At 60.4% G+C, this 23176-nt stretch carries 21 protein-coding genes; 14 read left to right on the forward strand and 7 right to left on the reverse strand.

Annotation, left to right across the window (positions count from 1 at the left end; translation table 11 throughout):
• Positions 1–67: 67 nt before the first annotated feature.
• On the reverse strand, positions 68–457 hold the full coding sequence (locus tag D8U60_RS06075) for a hypothetical protein (protein ID WP_122610120.1): 390 nt from the start codon (positions 455–457) through the stop codon (positions 68–70).
• Between the two features lie 103 nt (positions 458–560).
• Complete coding sequence (locus D8U60_RS06080; protein ID WP_130899722.1) at positions 561–1454, reverse strand: LysR family transcriptional regulator; 894 nt, start codon at positions 1452–1454, stop codon at positions 561–563.
• A gap of 95 nt (positions 1455–1549) precedes the next feature.
• Here D8U60_RS06080 and D8U60_RS06085 point away from each other — a divergent pair, with 95 nt between their 5' ends.
• Complete coding sequence (locus D8U60_RS06085) at positions 1550–2716, forward strand: MFS transporter (RefSeq protein WP_130899723.1); 1167 nt, start codon at positions 1550–1552, stop codon at positions 2714–2716.
• A 12-nt stretch (positions 2717–2728) separates the two neighbouring features.
• On the opposite strand, the gene D8U60_RS06090 is transcribed toward D8U60_RS06085, so the two are convergent.
• Complete coding sequence (locus tag D8U60_RS06090; RefSeq protein ID WP_016774329.1) at positions 2729–3904, reverse strand: DNA-binding transcriptional regulator; 1176 nt, start codon at positions 3902–3904, stop codon at positions 2729–2731.
• A gap of 284 nt (positions 3905–4188) precedes the next feature.
• On the opposite strand from D8U60_RS06090, the gene xylA reads away from it, so the two are divergent.
• From xylA to D8U60_RS06140, 10 genes are all read left to right on the forward strand, one after another.
• Positions 4189–5505 (forward strand): xylose isomerase, encoded by a 1317-nt coding sequence (xylA, locus tag D8U60_RS06095; protein ID WP_041480538.1) that lies wholly within the window; start codon positions 4189–4191, stop codon positions 5503–5505.
• Between the two features lie 147 nt (positions 5506–5652).
• A complete protein-coding gene (xylF, locus tag D8U60_RS06100; RefSeq protein ID WP_016774327.1) occupies positions 5653–6654 on the forward strand; it encodes a D-xylose ABC transporter substrate-binding protein in 1002 nt (333 codons plus the stop codon).
• 157 nt (positions 6655–6811) lie between these two features.
• Positions 6812–8368, forward strand: a complete 1557-nt coding sequence (gene xylG / locus D8U60_RS06105) for a D-xylose ABC transporter ATP-binding protein (RefSeq protein ID WP_130888050.1) — start codon at positions 6812–6814, stop codon at positions 8366–8368.
• Positions 8369–9505 (forward strand): sugar ABC transporter permease, encoded by a 1137-nt coding sequence (locus D8U60_RS06110; protein WP_071171937.1) that lies wholly within the window; start codon positions 8369–8371, stop codon positions 9503–9505.
• 600 nt (positions 9506–10105) lie between these two features.
• Positions 10106–11050, forward strand: coding sequence for a C4-dicarboxylate TRAP substrate-binding protein DctP (dctP, locus tag D8U60_RS06115; RefSeq protein WP_225927696.1), 945 nt, complete (start codon positions 10106–10108; stop codon positions 11048–11050).
• A 62-nt stretch (positions 11051–11112) separates the two neighbouring features.
• Positions 11113–11745 carry a TRAP transporter small permease gene (locus D8U60_RS06120; RefSeq protein ID WP_110599141.1) on the forward strand — a complete coding sequence of 211 codons (633 nt, stop codon included), beginning with the start codon at positions 11113–11115 and terminating at the stop codon, positions 11743–11745.
• Positions 11742–13025: a C4-dicarboxylate TRAP transporter large permease protein DctM gene (dctM, locus tag D8U60_RS06125; protein WP_073475087.1), complete on the forward strand. Its 1284-nt coding sequence runs from the start codon at positions 11742–11744 to the stop codon at positions 13023–13025. Before D8U60_RS06120 ends, dctM begins: the two co-directional genes overlap by 4 nt.
• Positions 13026–13108: 83 nt before the next feature.
• Entirely contained in the window at positions 13109–14059 is a 951-nt protein-coding gene (locus tag D8U60_RS06130) for a TAXI family TRAP transporter solute-binding subunit (RefSeq protein WP_024012586.1), read from the forward strand.
• 71 nt (positions 14060–14130) lie between these two features.
• Positions 14131–16158 (forward strand): TRAP transporter permease, encoded by a 2028-nt coding sequence (locus D8U60_RS06135; protein WP_130899724.1) that lies wholly within the window; start codon positions 14131–14133, stop codon positions 16156–16158.
• Complete coding sequence (locus D8U60_RS06140) at positions 16155–16559, forward strand: DUF1850 domain-containing protein (protein ID WP_130899725.1); 405 nt, start codon at positions 16155–16157, stop codon at positions 16557–16559. The genes D8U60_RS06135 and D8U60_RS06140 overlap by 4 nt, the downstream gene beginning before the upstream one ends.
• Positions 16560–16606: 47 nt before the next feature.
• On the opposite strand, the gene dctA is transcribed toward D8U60_RS06140, so the two are convergent.
• Both dctA and D8U60_RS06150 read right to left on the reverse strand, forming a co-directional pair.
• The gene (gene dctA / locus D8U60_RS06145) at positions 16607–17914 is read right to left on the reverse strand and encodes a C4-dicarboxylate transporter DctA (protein ID WP_125926098.1); all 1308 of its coding nucleotides are present in this window, start codon (positions 17912–17914) and stop codon (positions 16607–16609) included.
• Between the two features lie 102 nt (positions 17915–18016).
• Entirely contained in the window at positions 18017–19186 is a 1170-nt protein-coding gene (locus D8U60_RS06150; RefSeq protein WP_130899726.1) for a mandelate racemase/muconate lactonizing enzyme family protein, read from the reverse strand.
• Between the two features lie 98 nt (positions 19187–19284).
• Between D8U60_RS06150 and D8U60_RS06155 the strand changes: the two genes are divergently transcribed.
• Positions 19285–20160, forward strand: coding sequence for a LysR family transcriptional regulator (locus D8U60_RS06155; RefSeq protein WP_041480547.1), 876 nt, complete (start codon positions 19285–19287; stop codon positions 20158–20160).
• 54 nt (positions 20161–20214) lie between these two features.
• Here D8U60_RS06155 and D8U60_RS06160 read toward each other — a convergent pair whose 3' ends face one another.
• On the reverse strand, positions 20215–21183 hold the full coding sequence (locus tag D8U60_RS06160; protein ID WP_130899727.1) for an oxidoreductase: 969 nt from the start codon (positions 21181–21183) through the stop codon (positions 20215–20217).
• An 88-nt stretch (positions 21184–21271) separates the two neighbouring features.
• Between D8U60_RS06160 and D8U60_RS06165 the strand changes: the two genes are divergently transcribed.
• Together D8U60_RS06165 and D8U60_RS06170 are read left to right on the forward strand one after the other, a co-directional pair.
• Positions 21272–22192, forward strand: a complete 921-nt coding sequence (locus D8U60_RS06165) for an AraC family transcriptional regulator (RefSeq protein WP_241663516.1) — start codon at positions 21272–21274, stop codon at positions 22190–22192.
• 51 nt (positions 22193–22243) lie between these two features.
• Positions 22244–22696 (forward strand): thiol-disulfide oxidoreductase DCC family protein, encoded by a 453-nt coding sequence (locus D8U60_RS06170; protein WP_130899728.1) that lies wholly within the window; start codon positions 22244–22246, stop codon positions 22694–22696.
• Here D8U60_RS06170 and D8U60_RS06175 read toward each other — a convergent pair.
• Entirely contained in the window at positions 22679–23176 is a 498-nt protein-coding gene (locus tag D8U60_RS06175) for a DUF2269 domain-containing protein (RefSeq protein WP_130899785.1), read from the reverse strand. The two genes, D8U60_RS06170 and D8U60_RS06175, sit on opposite strands and share 18 nt — an antisense overlap.

Genomic DNA, 23176 nt, shown 5'->3' on the forward strand with positions numbered 1-23176 from the left:
TCCATCATTCTGCGGTGGCCCTTTGTAACTGGGAGCCGACACTCGACAATACTTCGCTGGCGACCGTTTACTGGCTGGAAACACCTTGGCGCTTGGCATATTCCTGCGCGAGGCTCTTGGCGGTTTGTTGAGCATATTCAATACAGGGTTCAATTCTGCTTCGCACCCCAATCTCCTCGATAGCGGCTATATACGCACTCTCGGTCAGGCACTTTTCAACCAGGGCGCTCGCAAGCGGCAAAGACACTGCTGGCAACGCCGGAATAAATTCCCGGACAAAATCGGCAGCACTTGCAAGCCGGTTGGCATCGGTTGCAAAGGCCCACTCGCGCAGACTCACGTCATGCAGGTTGCCGCCTTGATCCCAGCCGTCGGCAAAACGGTCTGTTTTTCCGCAAGCGCCCAGCACGCCGCAAACCAATAAGACAAGCAACCCATTCAGCGTTTTCACGAACATCGGTACTCACTGTATTCAGACTGAAAAATGAAGAGCTGCAAATGATAGCAATATGATTGCATTTGCGTGCACAGAATCAGATCCGATGAAAAGATGCCACCTCTTACATCCGATGCTGCTCCAACAAAAAATCCACAAACAAGCGCACCCGCACCGGCATCGCCGCGCCGCCGACGAACACCGCATGAATCGGCTCCTCATCGCCCGGGTTGAACGCTTGCAGCAGCGGGATCAGCGTGCCGCGCTGCAAGTCTTCCCTGACGGTGAACTCGCCAATCCGTGCAACGCCTGCGCCGAGTCTGGCGAACTGGGCCAGTGCTTCGCCGCTGCTGCATTCGATGTTGCCGCTGACTTTCAGCGAGAACTCCTTGCCGTCGCGGATAAACGGCCAGTTGGCTTCGGCGCGGCGGAAGTTGAAGCGCAGGCAGTTGTGCTTGAGCAGGTCTTCCGGTTCGAGAGGTGTGCCGTGGCGTTGCAGGTAGTCGGACGATGCGACCACGACCTGGCCGGTGTGGCCGAGCCGACGCGCGGTGAGTGGGCTGTCGGGCAGATGGCCGAAGCGGATGGCGACGTCCGCCTGACCGGCAAGGATGTCGACTACTTCGTCGCCAAGGCTGAGGTCGACGACGATGTTCGGGTAGCGGGCGGTGAAGGCTGCGACCAGCGGCACAATGGTCAGCCTTCCATGGCCAAGGGCGGCACTGACGCGCAAGCGGCCCTTGGGTACGCCTTGATCGGTGATGGCCCCTTCCACTTCGTCCATGTCGGCGAGAATTCGCCGGGCACCGCGCAGGAAGGCCTCGCCCTCGGCGGTAAACGTCAGCGCGCGGGTGGTGCGCAGCAGCAAGCGGGTGCCAAGTCGTTGTTCAGCGCGGGCGATGATCCGACTGACCGCCGAAGGCGTCAGCCCCAACGCACGCGCAGCTGCTGAGAGGCTGCCCTCCTGCGCCACAGTGACGAACACGCTCATTTCCCCTGATCTGCCGTTGAAGTCCATTCGTGCCTCTTACGCAAAGGTGATTGCCAAAATCGCCATCTACCGCCTGAAAACGATGGATCGTAGCATTGGCGGCATAGATGAGGAGACTTTCCATGCGTATCAATCCACCACTTGTTGCACTCGCTGTCGGCGCCTTTGGCATCGGCGTCACCGAGTTCGCGCCGATGGGCATGTTGCCCGGCATCGCCGCCGATCTCGGCGTTTCCATTCCCGCTGCGGGGTTGCTGGTCAGCGCCTACGCCTTGGGCGTACTGCTCGGCGCGCCGTTGATGACCCTGACCACCGGCAAAATTCCGCGGCGCTATCTGCTGATCGGGCTGATGGCGATTTTCACCCTGGGCAATCTGATGTCGGCGCTGGCCACCGACTATTACAGCCTGATGGTCGCCAGGGTGATCACCTCGCTCAATCACGGCGCATTCTTTGGGGTCGGCTCTGTGGTCGCCGCCAGTGTGGTCGCGCCGGAAAAACGTGCCGGCGCCGTGGCGGCGATGTTCATGGGCCTGACCTTGGCGACCATTGGCGGTGTGCCGCTGGCGGCCTGGTTCGGTGAGCTGTTCGGCTGGCGCACGGCGTTCTGGGGCATTACCGGTCTCGGCGTGCTGACCATGATCGCCTTGTGGTTCGCCCTGCCCAATCTGAAAGCAGAGCAAGGCGCGGGTGCGCTGGCGGAAATACGTGTATTGGGCAGCGGTCCGGTGTTGGCCGCACTGGCCCTGACCGTGGTCGGCTCGAGTGCGATGTTCACCGTGTTCACCTACATCGCGCCGATTCTCAGCAGCGAAACCCACGCCTCCGCCGCGTTCATCACCGCCATGCTGGTGTTGTTCGGAATCGGTTTGACGCTGGGCAACATGTGGGGTGGCAAGGCTGCCGACCGTTCGATCGACCGCACCCTGATCGTGTCGCTGAGCGCATTGATTGTGGTGTTGCTGGCGTTCACGGTGCTGATGCGCTGGCCGCTGCCGGCCGCCGTCGCCATTCTGATCTGGGGTATCGCCAGCTTCGCTCTGGTGCCGCCGCTGCAGATGCGCGTGATGGAAGCCGCCAAGGACGCGCCGAATCTGGCTTCGGCGGTGAACATCGGTGCGTTCAATTTCGGCAACGCGATCGGCGCGGCGCTGGGTGGCGCGGTGATCAATGCCGGGCTGGGTTATCCGGCGATTTCCCTGGCCGGCGCGGCGATGGCTGGTCTGGGCCTGCTGATGGTGCTGACGTTCGCCTGGCGCTCCAGAGCCAGTGCCGCTGCGCTGGCGTAAGTCTTCGCAGCGCTATGCGCCGCCCTGCTGATACTCGCGGGGCGTGCAGCCGAACTCGCGACGGAACACCGTGTGCAGATACTGCGCAGACTTGAAGCCGCAGGCCTGGGCAATGTCGGCAATCGCCGCATCGGTGTTCTTCAAACCGCTGGTAGCCGCCGCCAGTTTGAAACGCAGAATCTCGTCATGCACGCTGCAACCGCGCTCGGCGCGGAAATGCGCTTCCAGTGATGAACGCGACACCCCGACATACGCAGCCACCTGTGCGGTCTTGATGCCCTGACAGGCATATTGGCGGATGAACAGCAGCGCTTGCATGACGTAGGGATTGCCCAGCGGTTGATGCAAGCTCGACACCTGCACGTTGACCGCGTCCGGCGGAATCAGAATCTGCGTGCCGGTGGACGGCATGCCGTGGAGCATCTGGTGCAGCAATTGCGCAGCGGTGCGGCCCATGGTTTCGGTGCCCTGAATCACCGAACTCAGCGGTACGCGAGTCAGGCTGCGGGTCAGCGGGTCGTTGTCGATGCCGATCAGCGCGACCTGCTCCGGCACGGCGATGCCGGCGGTCAGGCAGGCTTGCAGCAACTGCCGGGCGCGGGCGTCGCTGACGGCGATGATGCCGATCGGTTTGGGCAGGCTGTGCAGCCAGGCGATCAGTTGTTCGACGGCGCTGTCCCACAGCGGTGCGCTGGTGCCCATGCCGCGATAGATCTCGGCGTGGAGGCCGTCGCGCTGCATCAGTTTGCGAAAGGCTTTTTCCCGCTCCTGCGCCCAGCGATTGGCTTGCGCCTCAGGCAGACTGAAACAGGCAAAGCGCTGCAACCCCGCCTCGACCAGATGCGAGTAAGCCAGGGTGATCAATGCGTTGTTGTCAGTGGCAACGTAGGGAATCGCTTTTGGATAAGCGCGTGCATCCTCGTAGGAACCGCCCACCGCCACCACCGGCAAATGAATGTCGGCCAGCGCCTCGCCGATCAGCGGATCGTCGAAGTCAGCAATGATGCCGTCACCCTGCCAACGCTCGATGCCTTTCAAGCGGCAGAGAAAGTCCTCTTCCAGAAACAGGTCCCAGGAAGCGCGGGTGCTGCTCAAGTAGTTGCCGATGCCGCTGATGATTCCACGGTCGTAGATCTTGCTGCCGTTGAACAACAGGGCGATGCGGTGCACGGGCGGTAGGCTTTTCATTCAGTATCCGGATTTTGCGTCAAGCCATTCGCGAGCAGGCTCGCTCCCACACGGTTTTGTGAACGACACGAATCAAATGTGGGAGCGAGCCTGCTCGCGAAAGCGGCCTCAAATTATTTTTGTTCCGGGCCGCCATGTCGCGGCGACGATGGACACAGACTAGGCCTGCGCGCGCTGAAGCTCAATACGCAAAATCGCACTCGCAGTTGAGGCTTTTCATAATCAGCGGGCACGGGGCCGTTGCTAGTATCGAGACACCGCCAAGAACAACAAGGACAAGGTCCATGCAGTATTTCCCCAATATCGAGCCGGTTCGCTACGAAGGCCCGAACAGTGATTCGCCCCTCGCATTCCGCCACTACGACGCCGACAAACTGATCCTCGGCAAACCCATGCGCGAACACCTGCGCATGGCCGCCTGCTACTGGCACACCTTCGTCTGGCCGGGCTCCGATGTGTTCGGTGCCGGAACCTTCAAACGCCCGTGGCAACGCAGTGGCGAACCGATGGAACTGGCTATCGGCAAGGCTCAAGCCGCCTTCGAGTTCTTCAGCAAACTGGGCATCGATTACTACTGCTTTCACGACACGGACGTCGCCCCCGAAGGCAACTCGCTGAAGGAGTACCGCGAACACTTCGCGCAAATGGTCGACCGCCTCGAACAGCATCAGGAACAAAGCGGCATCAAGTTGCTCTGGGGCACCGCCAACTGCTTCAGCAATCCACGTTTTGCCGCCGGTGCCGCAAGCAATCCCGATCCGGAAGTGTTCGCCTGCGCCGCCGCGCAAGTGTTCAGCGCAATGAACGCCACCCATCGCCTCAAAGGCTCCAACTACGTGCTGTGGGGCGGTCGCGAAGGCTACGAAACCCTGCTCAATACCGACCTGAAACGTGAGCGCGAACAACTCGGGCGCTTCATGCGCATGGTGGTCGAGCACAAGCACAAGATCGGTTTCACCGGCGACCTGCTGATCGAGCCCAAGCCGCAGGAGCCGACCAAGCACCAATACGATTACGACAGCGCCACGGTGTTCGGCTTCCTCCAGCAGTACGGCCTGGAGAAGGAAATCAAGGTCAACATCGAGGCCAACCACGCGACCCTGGCCGGCCACAGCTTTCATCACGAAATTGCCACTGCCGCCTCGCTGGGGATTTTCGGCAGCATCGACGCCAACCGTGGCGATCCGCAGAACGGCTGGGACACCGACCAGTTCCCCAACAGCGTCGAAGAAATGACCCTGGCGACCTATGAAATCCTCAAGGCCGGCGGTTTCAAGAATGGCGGCTTCAATTTCGACTCCAAGGTGCGCCGGCAGAGCCTCGACGAGATCGACCTGTTCCACGGTCATGTTGGTGCCATGGACGTTCTGGCCTTGTCGCTGGAACGCGCCGCCGCGATGGTTGAGAACGATCAATTGCAAACCCTCAAGGACCAACGCTACGCCGGCTGGCGTCAGCCGTTCGGGCAAGCGGTGATGGCGGGCGACTTCAATCTTGAGTCACTGGCCGAGCACGCGTTCACCAACGAGCTGAACCCGCAAGCCGTCAGCGGCCGCCAGGAAATGCTCGAAAACATCGTCAACCGTTACCTGTATCGCTGATCGCCAAGGGAGGCTGCCGACGCAACGACGCTGTGACAATTGCACGACAATTCTGTACCTGCTGCGTCGGCAGATTCTCTACAGTTCTACCAGCCCGATTCATCGTCAGGCCGTGTCTTTCCAACAAAAATAAAAGGACGCACCACCATGAAGAATTTGAAACGTACGCTGTTGGCCAGTGCCCTGGCGTTGTTGGCCCTGCCGGTAATGGCCGACGCTACCCACCCGAAAATCGGTTTCTCCATTGACGATCTGCGTCTGGAACGCTGGTCGCGCGATCGCGATTACTTCGTCGCGGCGGCGGAAAAAATGGACGCCAAAGTCTTCGTCCAATCGGCCGACGCCAACGAGCAGAAGCAGATTTCGCAGATCGAAAACCTTATCTCTCGCGGCGTCGATGTGATCGTTATCGTGCCATTCAACGCGACAGTGCTGACCAATGCCGTGGCCGAAGCGAAGAAAGCCGGGATCAAAGTGGTGTCTTATGACCGGCTGATTCTCAACGCCGATGTCGACGCCTATATCTCCTTCGATAACGAAAAGGTCGGCGAAATGCAGGCCGGCGGCGTGCTGAAAGCGGCGCCCAAGGGCAATTACTTCTTGCTGGGCGGCGCGCCCACCGACAACAACGCCAAGATCCTCCGTGAAGGCCAGATGAAAGTGCTGCAACCGGCCATTGACAAGGGCGATATCAAGATCGTCGGCCAGCAGTGGGTCAAGGAATGGAATCCGACCGAAGCGCTGAGCATCGTTGAAAACGCCCTGACCCGTAACAACAACAAAATCGACGGCATCGTCGCCTCCAACGACGCCACCGCTGGCGGTGCCATCCAGGCACTGGCCGCGCAGCAGCTGGCCGGCAAGGTGCCGATTTCCGGTCAGGACGCCGACCTCGCAGCCGTCAAACGCGTGATCGCCGGCACGCAAACCATGACCGTGTACAAACCACTGAAACTCATCGCCTCCGAAGCGGCCAAGCTCTCGGTGCAACTGGCACGCAACGAAAAACCGGCCTACACCTCGCAGTACGACAACGGCAGCAAGAAAGTCGACACCATCCTGCTCACGCCAACGCCGTTGACCAAGGACAACATCGACTTGCTCGAACAGGACGGCTTCTACACCAAGGCGCAGATTGCCGGGCAGTGATCCGGTCGTAAATCTTGATCAGACCTGTGGGAGCGAGCCTGCTCGCGAAAGCGGGGTGTCAGTCAGTAAAGCTCTGGCTGAAAAGGCCCCTTAGCGAGCAGGCTCGCTCCCACACAGGTTCAGTGGTGTTTGAGTCCCTGGTATACGAGCCTTTTCCATGTCCGACTATCTGCTGCAAATGAACGGCATCGTCAAAACCTTCGGCGGTGTCAAAGCGCTCAACGGCATCGACATCAAGGTCCGGCCCGGTGAATGCGTGGGCCTGTGCGGCGAGAATGGCGCCGGCAAGTCGACGCTGATGAAGATCCTTTCGGCGGTCTACCCCCATGGCACCTGGGACGGTGAAATCCTCTGGGACGGGCAACCGCTCCGGGCGCAATCGATCAGCGAAACCGAAGCCGCCGGCATCGTCATCATCCATCAGGAACTGACCCTGGTTCCGGATCTGTCGGTGGCGGAAAATATCTTCATGGGCCATGAGTTGACGCTGCCCGGCGGGCGCATGAACTACCCGGCGATGATCCACCGTGCCGAAGCGTTGATGCGTGAATTGAAAGTGCCGGATATGAATGTTTCGCTGCCGGTTTCGCAGTACGGCGGCGGCTACCAGCAACTGGTGGAAATCGCCAAGGCCCTGAACAAACAGGCGCGTCTGCTGATTCTCGACGAACCTTCCTCGGCCCTGAGCCGCTCGGAAATCGAAGTGCTGCTGGACATCATCCGCGACCTCAAAGCCAAGGGCGTCGCCTGCGTCTACATCTCGCACAAGCTCGATGAAGTCGCCGCCGTATGCGACACCATTTCGGTGATCCGCGACGGCAAACACATCGCTACCACCGCCATGGCCGACATGGACATTCCACAGATCATCACGCAGATGGTCGGCCGCGAAATGAGCAACCTCTACCCCAGCGAGCCGCATGCAATTGGCGAGGTGATTTTCGAGGCGCGCCACATCACTTGCTACGACGTCGACAACCCCAAGCGCAAACGGGTCGACGACATTTCCTTCAGCCTCAAGCGCGGCGAGATTCTCGGCATTGCCGGGCTGGTCGGGGCCGGCCGCACCGAGCTGGTCACCGCACTGTTCGGCGCTTACCCCGGCCGCCACGAAGGCGAAGTCTGGCTGGACGGCCAGCCGATCGACACGCGCACGCCGCTGAAGGCGATCCGCGCCGGCCTGTGCCTGGTGCCTGAAGATCGCAAGCGCCAGGGCATTATTCCCGACCTCGGTGTCGGTCAGAACATCACCCTCGCCGTGCTCGAGAGCTATTCGAAAATGACCCGCATCGATGCCGAAGCCGAACTGGGCTGCATCGACCGGGAAATCTCCCGTCTGCATCTGAAAACCGCAAGTCCCTCCCTGCCGATCACCAGCCTGTCTGGCGGCAATCAGCAGAAAGCCGTGCTCGCCAAGATGCTCCTGGCGAAACCGCGCGTGCTGATTCTCGACGAGCCGACCCGAGGCGTGGACGTCGGCGCCAAGTACGAGATCTACAAGTTGATGGGCGCGCTGGCCGCCGAGGGGGTGTCGATCATCATGGTTTCATCGGAACTGGCCGAAGTACTCGGCGTCTCCGACCGCGTATTGGTGATCGGCGAAGGCCAGTTGCGCGGCGACTTCGTCAACCATGAGCTGACCCAGGAACAGGTACTCGCCGCCGCCCTCAGCCAGCCCGGCAGCCATAACAATAATGATCGGAAAACCGCGTAAATGAATCAGGTCAAACAACTGTTCACCCGCTACAAGATGCTCGCGCTGGTATTTGCCGTGGTGCTGATCTGGCTGTTCTTCAGCTGGCAGACCGAGGGCGGCTTCCTCACCCCGCGCAACCTCTCCAACCTGCTGCGGCAGATGTCGATCACCGGCATCCTCGCCTGCGGCATGGTGCTGGTGATCATCAGCGGCGAGATCGATTTGTCGGTGGGCTCATTGCTCGGCCTGCTCGGCGGCCTCGCGGCGATACTCGATGTGGTCTATCACATTCCGCTGCTGGCGAATCTGAGCCTGGTCGCCCTTTGCGGCCTGATGATCGGTCTCGCCAACGGCTACATGGCGGCGTACTTGCGCATCCCGTCATTTATCGTCGGCCTGGGCGGCATGTTGGCGTTTCGCGGGATTTTGCTGGGGATCACCGGCGGCACCACCATCGCCCCGGTATCGCCGGAGCTGGTCTATGTCGGCCAGGGTTATCTGCCCCACGCGATCGGCACCGGTCTGGGGATTGTGCTGTTCGTGCTGACGATTTTTCTGACCTGGAGACAGCGCCGCAACCGCGCCCTGCATGGCCTGGCGGCGCATTCACTGGTGCGTGATGTTGTGCGCGTGCTGGTGATCGGCGCGGTGCTGGCCGGTTTCGTCCAGACCCTCAACAGCTATGACGGCATTCCCGTGCCGGTGCTGCTGTTGCTGATTCTGCTCGGTGTGTTCAGCTACGTCACCAGCCAGACCGTGTTCGGCCGCCGGGTCTATTCGGTCGGCAGCAACATGGAAGCGACGCGCCTGTCCGGCATCAATGTGCAGGCGGTCAAGCTGTGGATTTTCGGCATCATGGGCGTGATGTGCGCCCTCGCCGGCGTGGTCAACACCGCACGCCTCGCCGCCGGCTCACCGTCCGCCGGCAGCATGGGCGAACTCGACGCCATCGCCGCCTGCTTCATCGGCGGCACCTCCATGCGCGGCGGCTCCGGCACCGTCTACGGCGCCCTCCTCGGCGCACTGGTAATCACCAGCCTGGATAACGGCATGTCCATGCTCGACGTGGATAGCTACTGGCAGATGATCGTCAAGGGCAGCATTCTGGTGTTGGCGGTCTGGGTGGATGTGAGTACGCGCACGGCGCGGCGTTGAACGCGGGGCCGACCTGGAGGATTTTGTTGATGTGGGTAACCTACTACACGGCATTACCGCTGATTCCATTATCAGTCGCTGCCGTGGCGATTTACACGACGCCCCTGTTCATTGCGCTTTTTTCCACCCTTTATGGAGGTGAGCCTTTATCACTGCGTGGCCGGGTGGCGATAGGATCTCCATCAACACCGCTACCGCCAAGGCTTATCAAATCGCGCCCACGGCACTGATCGGCACGTTTGATTACGCCTACCTGGTTTTTGCCTGTCTTTGGGGTTACGTGGTGTTCCACGAGGTCCCGGATATTTTTACATGGGCAGGAATGGCGTTGATTTTGATTGCCGGCTTGCTGGTAATCCGCGCCCAGAAAGACGGCCAGTAACTTCTCCTGTGACAGTTGACAGTCGGGCCTTCTGACAGTGTTTTGCCTTTTCTGGTCAATTCCCCGGCAAATCAGATATTTCTGCCTAGACTTGAACATGTCTCGGCGCTTGAACGCGTTCAGCGCGTCGAGCGGTCATCACAATAAAAACAAGAGGAATCACCCAGATGCTCAGATCTCTGTTCAGCGCACTTGCCTGCGCTTTGGCGGTAAGCAGCATGAACCCGGCCATGGCGGCAGACCCGGTGATCATCAAGTTCTCGCATGTGGTCGCTGATCAGACGCCCAAGGGGCAAGGTGCGTTGCTGTTCAAGAAACTGGTCGAGGAACGCTTGCCGGGCAAGGTCAAGGTCGAGGTGTATCCCAACTCCTCGCTCTTTGGTGACGGCAAGGAAATGGAAGCGCTGTTGCTCGGCGATGTGCAGATGATTGCGCCGTCGCTGGCCAAGTTCGAGCAGTACACCAAGACCGTGCAGCTGTTCGACCTGCCCTTCCTCTTCAATGACATCAACGCTGTCGACCGCTTTCAACTGAGCCCGCAGGGTCAGGGTCTGCTCAAATCCATGGAAAGCAAAAACATCACCGGCCTGGCTTATTGGCACAACGGCATGAAACAACTGTCGGCCAACAAGCCACTGCGTGTACCGGCGGATGCGCGCGGCCTGAAGTTCCGCGTGCAGGCCTCGGCGGTGCTGGAGGAGCAGTTCAAGGCGGTGCGCGCCAATCCGCGCAAGATGAGTTTTGCCGAGGTGTACCAAGGCCTGCAGACCGGTGTGGTCAACGGGGCGGAGAATCCTTACTCGAACATCTACAGCCAGAAGATGCATGAAGTGCAGAAGTACATCACCGAATCCAACCACGGTGTACTGGACTACATGCTGATCACCAACACCAAGTTCTGGAACGGCCTGCCGCCCGACGTGCGCAGCGAACTGGACAAGATCGTCGTGGAAGTCACCACCCACGTGAACAAGGAAGCCCAGCAACTGAACGAGGGTGACAAACAGCGCATCCTTGCCGCCAAAACCACGGAAATCATCACCCTCACGCCAGAAGAACGTGCGCAATGGCGCGATGCGATGAAACCGGTGTGGAAGAAATTCGAAGGCGAAATCGGCGCTGAGCTGATCTCTGCTGCCGAAGCCGCAAACCAGGCGCAATAATCGCAAGGCAGGCGCCGCTGCGTCGGCGCCTGCCCGTCTTCACTCGACGTGAGATGCCATCCATGAAAGCGCTTCGGCGAATCTGGGAACACTTCGAGGAAGGCTTCATCGTCTTCCTTCTGGCGGCCATGACCCTCGTCACGTTTGTCTACGTGATCCTCAACAACTTCTACAGCCTGTTTTATTGGCTCGCCGATCATTGGCCGGCGGCCAGTGTTCCGCTGTTCGCTGTTGGCGATCAGATCATGGGCATGGCACAGGCCATGACCTGGAGCACCGCCCTGACCAAAGCGCTGTTTGGCTGGCTGATTTTTTTCGGCCTGGCGTATGGCGTGCGCACCGCCGGGCATATCGGTGTCGACGCACTGGTCAAACTGGCGCGCAGATCGGTACAGCGTTACATCGGCATCCTCGCCTGCCTGTGCTGTCTGGCCTACGCGGGGCTGCTCGCCGTCGCCAGCTTCGAATGGATTGAAACCTTGATGAACGCCGGTATCGGTGCCGAGGATCTCGGCCATTTCGGCGTCATGCAGTGGCATATCGGGTTGATCGTGCCGCTGGGCTTCGCGCTGGTGTTCATCCGCTTCGCTGAAATTCTCCTGCGCATCCTGCTTAACCGTCAGACCGGCCTCGGGCTGGCCGATGAAGCGGCCGACGCGCTGAAACTTGCCGAACACGAGGAAGACAAGCCATGACCATTGCCTTCCTGTTCGTGGCCCTGTTCGCCTTGATGTTCATCGGCGTGCCGATCGCCATTTCGCTAGGGCTGGCCGGCTCCCTGACGATCATCTTCTTCAGTCCCGACTCGGTGCGCTCGCTGGCGATCAAACTGTTCGAGACCTCGGAACACTACACGCTGCTGGCCATTCCGTTTTTCCTGCTGGCCGGGGCCTTCATGACCACTGGCGGCGTCGCCCGCCGGCTGATCGACTTCGCCAACGCCTGTGTCGGGCATATTCGCGGCGGCCTGGCCATTGCGGCGGTGCTGGCCTGCATGCTGTTCGCCGCCCTCTCCGGTTCAAGTCCCGCCACGGTCGCTGCGGTGGGCTCGATTGCGATTGCCGGGATGGTCCGTTCCGGCTACCCGCAGGCCTTCGGCGCAGGGATCATCTGCAACGCCGGTACGCTGGGCATCCTGATCCCGCCGTCGATCGTGATGGTGGTTTACGCCGCCGCTACAGAAACTTCCGTCGGCAAGCTGTTCATGGCCGGCGTGGTGCCTGGCCTGCTGCTGGGCACGGCATTGATGGTGGCGATCTACATCGTCGCGGTGAAGAAAAATCTCCCCGCCTTGCCGCGTGCGACGCTTCGCGAGTTTCTGAGTACAGCACGCAAGGCAATATGGGGCCTGTTGCTGATGGTGATCATCCTCGGCGGCATCTATTCGGGCATGTTCACCCCGACCGAAGCTGCCGCAGTGGCAGCCGTCTATTCGGCCTTCATCGCTCTGTTCGTCTATAAGGATCTGACCTTTCGCGAGACACCCAAGGTTCTGCTCGACTCGGCCAAACTGAGCATCATGCTGATGTTCATCATTGCCAACGCCATGCTGTTCGCCCACGTGCTGACCACCGAACAGTTACCTCAACAAATCACTGCCTGGGTGATCGAAGCCGGGCTGACGCCGGTGACGTTTCTGCTGATGGTCAACATTGTCCTGTTGATTGCCGGCGCGTTCATGGAACCGTCAGCGATCATCCTGATCCTGGCGCCCATCCTTTTTCCTATCGCGATGAAACTGGGGATCGATCCGATTCACCTCGGCATCATCATGGTGGTCAACCTTGAGATCGGCCTGATCACGCCACCGGTGGGCCTGAACCTGTTCGTGACCTCGGCGGTGACCGGCATGTCCTTGCCCGCCACAGTCAAAGCCGCGATGCCGTGGTTGTCGATTTTGCTGTTGTTCCTGATCCTGATTACTTACGTGCCATGGATCTCACTGGTGCTGCCGAACTGGCTGGGGATGAACTGACGTCGTGACGATCACGTTCAGCCGGGACCGGCTAGAGTGCAATCACTCTGCTTAAAACCATAACAAGACGGAGAAGTGCCCCCATGCGAGTCAAAACACGCTTTGCCCTGCTGGCCGCCGCCACGCTGACCCTTAGCAGTGCTGCGCAGGCCGCGCCCGTGTTCATCAATATCCTCACCGGCGGAACCAGCGGGGTTTACTACCCGATCGGGGTCGGTCTGTCGCAAATCTACAGCGACGGTATTGCCGGCTCGAAGACATCGGTGCAGGCCACCAAAGCGTCGGTGGAAAACCTCAACCTGCTACAGGCCGGTCGCGGCGAATTGGCCCTGGCTTTGGGCGACTCAGTGGCCGACGCCAAAAACGGCGTGGAAGACGCCGGTTTCAAAGCACCGCTGACCAAATTGCGCGCCTTGGGCGGTGCTTATCCCAATTACATTCAAATCGTCGCCAGCAAAGAGTCGGGGATCAAAACCCTCGCCGATCTCAAGGGCAAGACCATCTCGGTCGGCGCCCCAAAATCCGGGACTGAATTGAATGCGCGGGCGATATTCAAGGCGGCCGGCCTGACCTACGAGGACATGGGCAAGGTGCAATATTTGCCGTTCGCCGAATCGGTGGAATTGATCAAGAACCGGCAACTGGATGCCACCCTGCAGTCGTCTGGATTGGGCATGGCCGCCATTCGTGACCTGTCGTCGGTGATGCCGCTGAACTACGTGGCGATCCCGAGTGAAGTGGTGGCAAAAATCGGCAATCCGGCCTACCAGAGCGCAATGATCCCGGCCAACACCTACGACGGACAGGCCGAAGCCGTGCCCACCGTGGCAATCACCAATATTCTGGTAACCCGCGCCGACCTGCCGGATGACGTCGTCTATGATATGACCCGCCTGCTGTTCGACAACCTGGGGCGCTTGGGTAACTCCCATTCGGCGGCCAAGGACATCAAGCTGGAAGCGGCTGCGAAAAACCTGCCGATCGCGCTGCACCCCGGCGCCGAGCGCTACTACAAGGAAAAAGGCGCTTTATAAGCGCTTGTGCGCAGTGGCGTAACGGCCACTGCAGCGTCGATTCCCTTGCGTGGTGATGAGGAAGGCAGCCAATGAGTGACGAGCATCACGGTATTTCCGCGAACCCACGGGACTGGCCGAAAACCCTGTTTTACGTAGCGTTGCTGTTCTCGATTTTCCAGATCGTCACCGCAGCCTTTTCACCCCTCTCCAGCCAGGTGCTGCGTGCGGTGCACGTCGGCTTCCTGCTATGGGTGGTGTTTCTCAGTTATCCGGCACACGGCACAGACCGTCCGTGGCAACCGCTGGCCTGGCTGCTGAGCCTGGCCGCTATCGCTACCGCGCTGTATCAATGGGTGTTCGAGGCCGACCTGATCCAGCGTTCCGGTGACCTCACCTCGGCCGACCTGATGATCGGCATCGTATTGATTGCTCTGGTCTTCGAAGCCGCGCGACGGGTCATGGGCATTGCGCTGCCGGTGATTTGCGGGCTGTTCCTGGCGTACGGTCTGTTCGGAGAATACCTGCCCGGCGAACTGGCCCATCGCGGCTACGGTTTCGACCAGATCATCAATCAACTGTCGTTCGGCACCGAAGGGCTGTACGGCACGCCGACGTATGTGTCGGCGACCTACATTTTCCTGTTCATCCTGTTTGGCGCATTCCTCGAGCAGGCCGGCATGATCAAGCTGTTTACCGACTTCGCCATGGGCTTGTTCGGGCACAAGCTGGGAGGCCCGGCAAAAGTGGCCGTGGCCTCGTCGGCATTGATGGGGACAATCACCGGCTCCGGGATTGCCAACGTCGTGACCACCGGGCAATTCACCATTCCGCTGATGAAGCGCTTTGGCTATCGCGCCGCGTTCGCCGGCGGCGTGGAAGCCACCTCCAGCATGGGCAGCCAGATCATGCCTCCGGTGATGGGCGCGGTCGCCTTCATCATGGCTGAAACCATCAATGTGCCCTTCGTCGAAATCGCCAAGGCGGCGCTGATTCCGGCCCTGCTGTATTTCGGTTCGGTGTTCTGGATGGTCCATCTGGAAGCCAAGCGCTCCAACCTCAAGGGCCTGCCCAAAGACCAATGCCCCAGCGCATGGGGCGCGGTGAAAGCCCGTTGGTATTTGCTGATTCCTCTGCTGGTTCTGGTGTACCTGCTGTTTTCCGGGCGCACACCGCTGTTCTCGGGCATGGTCGGCCTGGCATTGACTGCCATCGTGATTCTCGGCTCGGCGATCATTTTCCGCGTGCACAGTTTTGGCCTGCGTTGTGCGTTCTGGATTGCCCTGGGCGTGCTCTGCACAGGTTTTTTCCAGCTCGGCATCGCGGTGATTTTCGCGGTCATTGCCGTCCTGGTGCTGGTCTGCGCTTTCATCAAGGGAGGTCGCGAAACGCTGCTGATCTGCCTGCACGCGCTGGTCGAGGGCGCCCGCCACGCGGTACCGGTGGGCATCGCCTGCGCGTTGGTTGGCGTCATTATCGGCATCGTTTCGCTCACCGGCGTCGCTTCGACGTTCGCTGGCTACATCCTCGCCATTGGCCGCGACAACCTGCTGCTGTCGCTGATCCTGACGATGATCACTTGCCTGGTGCTGGGGATGGGCATTCCGACCATTCCCAACTACATCATCACCAGCTCGATCGCCGCGCCCGCCCTGCTGGAGCTGGGCGTGCCACTGATCGTGTCGCACATGTTCGTGTTCTACTTCGGCATCCTCGCCGACCTGACCCCGCCGGTCGCCCTCGCCTGTTTTGCCGCCGCACCGATCGCCAAGGAAAGCGGCTTCAAGATCAGCCTGTGGGCGGTGCGCATTGCGCTGGCCGGTTTCGTCATCCCGTTCATGGCGGTCTACAACCCGGCGCTGATGCTGCAAGGCGACAACTTGTGGGCAACTGCCTACATGCTGATCAAGACTCTTCTGGCGGTTGGTCTCTGGGGCATGGCGTCGACCGGTTTTCTGCAACAGAAAATGCTGCTTTGGGAACGTTTGCTGAGTCTCGGTGCGGGCGCCCTGCTGATCGTGGCACTGCCCGTGACCGATGAAATCGGCTTCGCACTCGGGATTCTGGTAATCGTGCAACACGTCTGGCGCTCGCGGCGCGCCGCCGCGGCCAATGCATGATCGGTTTGTGCCTGGGTCTGGCCGGCAGCATCTGGGCACAATTGCCGGTAGCGAACTTCACCCTGGCATGGAACCACAGCATCGAAAAGATCCGCTGGGAGGAAGACTACCGCGTCACGGCCCAAGGGCTGGTTCTTGAGCAGGCCAGGGTTCGCGGCAACGGCGCGGGCATGGAGATACCCAATGATGCCCGGCTGGAGAACGGCAGTTGGCATTTCCGACGCCACTTGCCGCCGCTGCAACCACTGCAATTGGGCCGAACCCCGGAGGCCGGCGATTACCAGTTATGCATGGACGGCAAGTGCGAATTGGTCAGCCGATGGGTTGGGCCGGCTAGTATCAGCCAGCCGTTTTTGCAGTTGTGGAGTTGCGAAATGACTTCGCTATCGCATGATGGTTAGCCAGGAAGCCGTGGCGAGCTGTCGCCAACATCGCCACGTTTCGCGGATTACTTGTGCGCCAGCAACGATTTACGTTCGGCCTTGGCGTGTTTCATGGCGGCGATTTCCCGCTCGCACGCTTCGACATCGAAGGAGTTGTCCCACTTGGCAATGGCAATGGTGCCGATGCCGTTGCCGATCAGGTTGGTCACCGCTCGCGCCTCGTTGAGGAAGCGGTCGATGCCCAACAGCAACACCAGGCCCACCAGAGGAATGGAGTGAATGGTGGTGAGCGTGGCCGCCAAGGTCACGAATCCTGCCCCCGCCACACCGGCCGAACCTTTGGAGGTCAGCAGGAACACGCCGAGCAGGATCATCTGGTCCATGAAGGTCAGCGGTGTGTTGGTCGCCTGGGCGATGAAGATCGCCGCCATGGTCAGGTAAATGCAGGTGCCGTCCGCGTTGAAGGTGTAGCCCGTCGGCAGGACCATGCCGACCACGGACTTTTTGCAGCCGAGCTTTTCCAGTTTGACCATCATTCGCGGCAGCACCGCTTCGGTCGAGCAGGTGCCCAGCGTGATCAGGATTTCATCCTTGAAATAACGCAGAAACTGCATCAGCGGCATGCCCGACCATCGCGCAACCGCGCCCAGTACCACGACGATGAAGATCAGCGTGGTGATGTACAGCGCGACCAGTAACTGCCCCAGCGACAGCAGAGTGCCGATGCCGTATTTACCGATGGTGAACGCCATGCCAGCCCCCGCGCCCAGCGGCGCCAGACGCATGACCATCGCGACGATTTTGAACAGACCTTGCAGGAACAGATCGATGGTGTTGATCAGCGGTTTGCTGGTTTCGCCCATTTGCACCAAGGCGACGCCCATCAGCACCGACAATAGAATCACCTGCAGCATGACGCCATTGGAGAAGGCGCCGAGGAAGGTGTGCGGAATGATATTGAGGAAAAATTCGACGAGGCCGCCCTGCTCGCTCGCCGCCTGGCTGTATTTGTTGACAGCGCTGCCATCAAGGGTGCCGGCGTTGATGTTCATGCCGGCGCCGGGCTTGACCACGTTGACTACGATCAGGCCGACCACCAGAGCGATGGTGGAAAGAATCTCGAAGTAGATCAGCGCTTTCACACCGATCCGTCCGACCTCCTTGATGCTGCCCATCTTGGCGATACCGACCACTACCGTGCCGAAAATGATCGGCGCCAGGAGCATCTTGATCAGTTTGATGAAACCGTCGGCAAACGGCTGCAGCTTGGCGCCGATGTCCGGCACGAAGTACCCGATGGCAGCGCCAATGACGATGCCGATCAGCACTTGCACATAGAGCTGGCTGTACCAGCGTGATTTTGAAGTTTCCACGGAAGCACCTCATTTTATTGTTGTGGTGGGCATGTGGCTTTGGCGTCGAGGATGACGCCTGAAGCTGCGGCCTCGGAAATCGAGGCCGCAGATGAAACCGAATCAGCCCTCGCCCAGTTCACGCATGACGTCATACAGCGCAGATTTGGCTTCGAAGCCTACCCCCGGGATATCCGGCAGCCCGACGTAGCCGTTCTCCACGCGGATGCCATCGGCAAAACCGCCGAATGGCTGGAACACGTCCGGGTACGATTCGTTGCCGCCCAAGTGCAGACCGGCGGCGATGTTCAGCGACATCTGGTGACCGCCATGCGGCACCACGCGGCGCGAAGACCAACCCAGCTCTTCCATCACTTTCAGGGTGCGCATGTACTCGACGAGCCCGTAGGACAGCGCGCAGTCGAATTGCAGGTAGTCGCGGTCCGGGCGCATGCCGCCGTGGCGCAACAGATTGCGGGCATCCTGATGGGAGAACAGGTTTTCGCCGGTGGCCATCGGCAGTTCGTAGTGATTGGCCAACTCAGCCTGGAGCGCATAATCCAGCGGGTCGCCGACTTCTTCGTACCAGAACAGGTTGTACTTCTTGATCGCTTCGGCGTAGGCGATACCGGTCTGCAGATCGAAGCGGCCGTTGGCATCGACCGCCAGGCGCTGGCCGTCGCCCACCACTTCGAGCACCGCTTCGATGCGGCGGATATCTTCGTCCAGCGGCACCGCGCCAATCTTCATCTTGACCACGTCATAGCCACGATCCAGATAGCTCTGCATTTCGGCCTTGAGCTTGCTCTGGTCCTTGCCTGGGTAGTAATAACCGCCCGCCGCGTAAACCCAGACTTTGTCATCGGCGACGCCGTTGCGATAACGATCGGCAAGCAGGCGATACAGCGGCTTGCCTTCGATCTTCGCCACCGCATCCCACACCGCCATGTCGATGGTGCCGACCGCTACTGAACGCTCGCCATGCCCGCCCGGTTTTTCGTTGGTCATCAGGGTTTTCCAGATGGCGAACGGATCGAGGTTATTGTTCTCGTGATCAATCAGGGTTTCCGGGTCGGCCTCGGTGATCCGCGCCAGAAAACGATCGCGCATCAACGCGCCCTGGCCGTAGCGACCGTTGGAGTTGAAGCCGTAACCGATGACCGGTTTGCGGTCGCGAATCACGTCGGTAATGACCGCGACGACCGAGCAGGTCATCTTCGAAAAGTCGATGTAGGCATTGGCGATCGGGGAAGCAATGGAGACGGTTTTTTCACGGATATCGACGATACGCATGACGGGTTCCTCTTGTTGTGGTGACCCAACGTTATGCTTTGCGATGGCACCCGCCCAATGCTATTAATGCCGCGCCCTATGCACAGGAGGCATTGCCCTTGGAACTGGTTTGGCTTGAGGATTTTTCAGCGCTGGCCGAATACGGCAGCTTTGTCCGGGCCGCTGAAGCACGCCATGTGACGCAGCCGGCGTTCAGTCGCCGAGTACGCTCGCTGGAGAACTGGATGGGTGTCGAATTGTTCGTGCGCACCCCGCAAGGCGCGACGTTGACCGAGGCCGGCAGGCAGATTTTGCCCAGCGCCCAGGAAGCAGCCAGACGCCTGTACCGCATGCGTTCCGAGGCCCAGGAAGTGGCTGGCATGGCGGCGAAAACCTTGCAGTTTGCTGCCACTCACTCGCTGTCATTCACCTTCTTCCCACGCTGGTTGCGCAGCGCCGAAAGTGGCGCGCCGATCGATGCGGTTCGCCTGCATTCCGACAGCATGGCCGTGTGCGAACAGATGCTGATTCATGGCCAGGTGCAGTTCCTGCTATGCCATCGCCACCCCGACGTTCCGCCATTACTGGCGCCTGATCAGTTCATTGGCAAGAAGGTCGGCGAGGACGTACTTGTGCCGCTGGCGAGTGCTTCAGCCCAGTTCGGCACGTCGCCTGAAACCCTGCCCTATCTGGCCTACACCCACGAATCCGGTCTGGGCCGAATCGTCGCCCACAGGTTGCATGGCAAGGCTGATTATCTGCACCTGAAACCGCTGTTCAGCAGCCACTTGGCCGCAGTGCTGATGTCGATGGCGCTGGAAAGCAAAGGCGTGGCCTGGCTGCCGAAAAGCCTGACCGAACAGGAAATGGCTGACGGGCGTCTGGTCAGGGCACTGGATGAAAGTTGGGATATTCCACTGGAAATCCACCTGACTCGCCCGACGGCACCGATCAGCCCTTCGGCCGAGGAATTCTGGGCGAAGCTGGGTGGGTGATGTTGACTCAGGCTAGTGTGAGGGGCTTTCGACTGTTGAGCTTTTTATTTCCAGTCATGCCACGGTCAGCCCCGTCCATAGCTCCGAAATCGCCCAAAGTCGCTCAGCCAGCTCAGCATCCGCCGCCCATTTCGCAACACCCTTGCGGCCTGCTTCCGGTTCATTGACCGGCGCAACATTGCAGTCTTCGCAATACACGCCGCCCAAATCCGCAAGCAGTGCACTGGTCGCGCACCACAACCCCGTCGCCGCGCCTTGCTCGACAGTTTTCAGTCCATTGTGCGCATCCAGCCGTGGCCGGCCCTGCTCATCCAGCGCATCGAATGCGGCAAGTTCCGCCGTGCTCAAGTGCCGTGCCAGATCCGTCAGAATCTGCCCGGGATGCAACGAGAATGCGCGGACGCCATGGCTACGCCCACGCTGATCGAGTGCGATGGCGAACAAGGCGTTGGCGGTTTTCGACTGGCCATAGGCGACCCATTTGTCATACGGCCGTTGCAGGAAATCGATGTCGGCAAAGTCGACCCCGGCAATCTGATGCCCGCGCGATGACACCGACAGCACCCGCGCCCGTCGAGCCTTGACCAGCGCGGGCCAGAGGCCGCAGGTCAGGCGGTAATGACCGAGATGGTTGGTCGCGAACTGGCTTTCATGGCCATCGGCATCGCGCAGCAACGGCGCGGCCATGATTCCGGCGCAGTTGATCAGCAATGACACTGGCTGACCCGCGCTGACCACGCTGTGGCTGAACGCCGCCACCGACTCGGCCTGCATGAGGTCCATGGGCATCACGCGGACACCGTCCACTCCAGCCAATGCAGCCTCAGCTCGCGCGGTATCTCTGGCCGGCACGATAATTTGCGCCCCTGCCGCCGCGAGGCTTTTTACCGTCAGCAGACCGAGGCCGGAATAGCCGCCGGTGACCACAGCGAGCTGCCCGCGCAGATCGATGCCGGCCATCACTTCAGCCGCTGTGCTGGCGGCGTTGAACGGTGATTGCACAGGTTGTTGAAGCGTGGCCATGAGCCTTAATCCTGAGTGAGCTATCGAAGGCCTTCATTCTTGGCTAAGCTCTCGGGACGAACCAGTCTGATAAATCCAGGTTTCTGTCGTGATCATCCAAAGTCCTGCTGGCGACCCACTCTCTGCCGTATTGGCACTCTCGGAACTGCGCGCAGCCTGCTCGGTTCGCTTGCAAGCGGGCGGTGTCTGGGCGCTGCGTTTCCAACCCATCGAACTGAAATTCAACGTGGTGCGACGAGGCGAATGCTGGCTGCGCATGCAAGGCATGCCGGCGCGCCTGTTGCAGGCCGGCGACTGTTTTGTGGTGTCGCGCAAGCCGTTCATTCTGGCCAGCGGCCCCGACATTGAGGCGGTGAATGCAGCGGAGGTTTTCGCCCATGACGAAGCCTCGGCGACCTTTGGCGTCGGCGAGGAAGTCGAGTTGCTGGGCGGCAGCGTGTCGCTGTCGGGACCCGGCGCAACTGAACTGCTCGACGTGCTGCCGACCTCGCTGATCATTCGTGCCGAAACCGCAGGCGCCTCGTCGTTCGGTTGGCTGCTTGATGAACTGGGCCGCGAGTGGCCGTCACATCAGGCCGGCTCGCAGGCGATGTGCAACGACCTGCTGCGGCTGATCTTCATCCATGCGCTGCGCCATCACATCAACAGCGCGGATGCCGAACAACTGGCCTGGCTGGGCGGACTGCGGGAACCGGCGATTGCCGGCGTCTTGCGCGCCATTCACGCTGCTCCGGAAAAGGCCTGGCGACTGACGCAAATGGCCGAGATGGCCTGCATGTCGCGATCGGGTTTCGCCGCGTTATTCAAAACTTGCATGGGTGTAGCGCCGGTCGAGTACGCCACGCGCTGGCGGATGCGCGTGGCCGCGTTCCGCTTGCGCAATGCTCGGGACAATGTGGCCACTGTCGCCGCTTCACTGGGCTATCTGTCCGACGCGGCGTTTGGCGCTGCATTCCGCCGCGTGCACGGAATATCGCCGGGGCAATACCGGCGCGATCCACTCTTATAGTCCGGTGATCAAGGTTATGATCGCAACAACCGCCGCCAAGGACATCCGCCGATGCCTGCCATGAAAACCCGCCCCACCTCCGCGCCATTGCTCAAGCCCGGCGAAACCGTGGTGCTGTTCGACGGCGTGTGCAAACTGTGCAACGGCTGGGCGCGTTTTCTGATTCGCCATGACCGTCAGCGCCATGTGCGTCTGGCAGCCGTGCAATCGCCCGAGGGCCAGGCCTTGCTGGCGTGGGCCGGTTTGCCGCTGGACGAGTTCGACACCATGGCGGTGATCCGCGACCGCAATTATTGGGAGCGATCAGATGCATTCCTTGAAGTAGTCGGGCAACTGCCAATGCGCTGGCAGCCGCTGAAACTGCTGCGGATCTTCCCGCGTCGTCTGCGCGACTGGGCTTACGATCGCATCGCGCTGAACCGCTATCGGCTGTTCGGCAAGTACGACACTTGCCTGCTGCCGACTGCGGATCACGAAAGCCGTTTTCTAAAGGCCCACGGCTGACCCGATCAGTTGCAGTGGCGTCATCTTCGTCACCATCATCAGCACGATGACAAACATTCCGGCGAACCCGGCGACGCCCATCCAGAACCACCAGCGGTACGTGCTCGCGTAGCGATCATCCAGAGGCAGGCAACCTTCGCCCGCGCTCAGCGCCATGCTCTGCAAACGCTTTTGCAATACCAGCACCGGCAGCCACAACGCGCCGACACAGAAGAAAATGATCAGCGAAGTCAGCAGCCATTCGGTGCTCATCGAAAGCCCCGAGAGCCGCATCAGCAGGTAGCCGGTAATGACCTGCACAAACCCGGCCGGCGTGGTGATCCACGTATCAAAGCGCACCACCATTCGTGCGACATGGGCGATCACTTGCGGGTTGCCGCTGCGGCTGGCGGCGATCAGGTAGAGGTAGGAACCCATGCCGAAACCGAAGAGGAAAATCGCCGCGATTACATGCAGATACTTCAGGCAGAGATAGACCAT

This window comes from Pseudomonas sp. Sample_11, assembly GCF_004307505.1.
GTDB lineage: Bacteria > Pseudomonadota > Gammaproteobacteria > Pseudomonadales > Pseudomonadaceae > Aquipseudomonas > Aquipseudomonas atacamensis.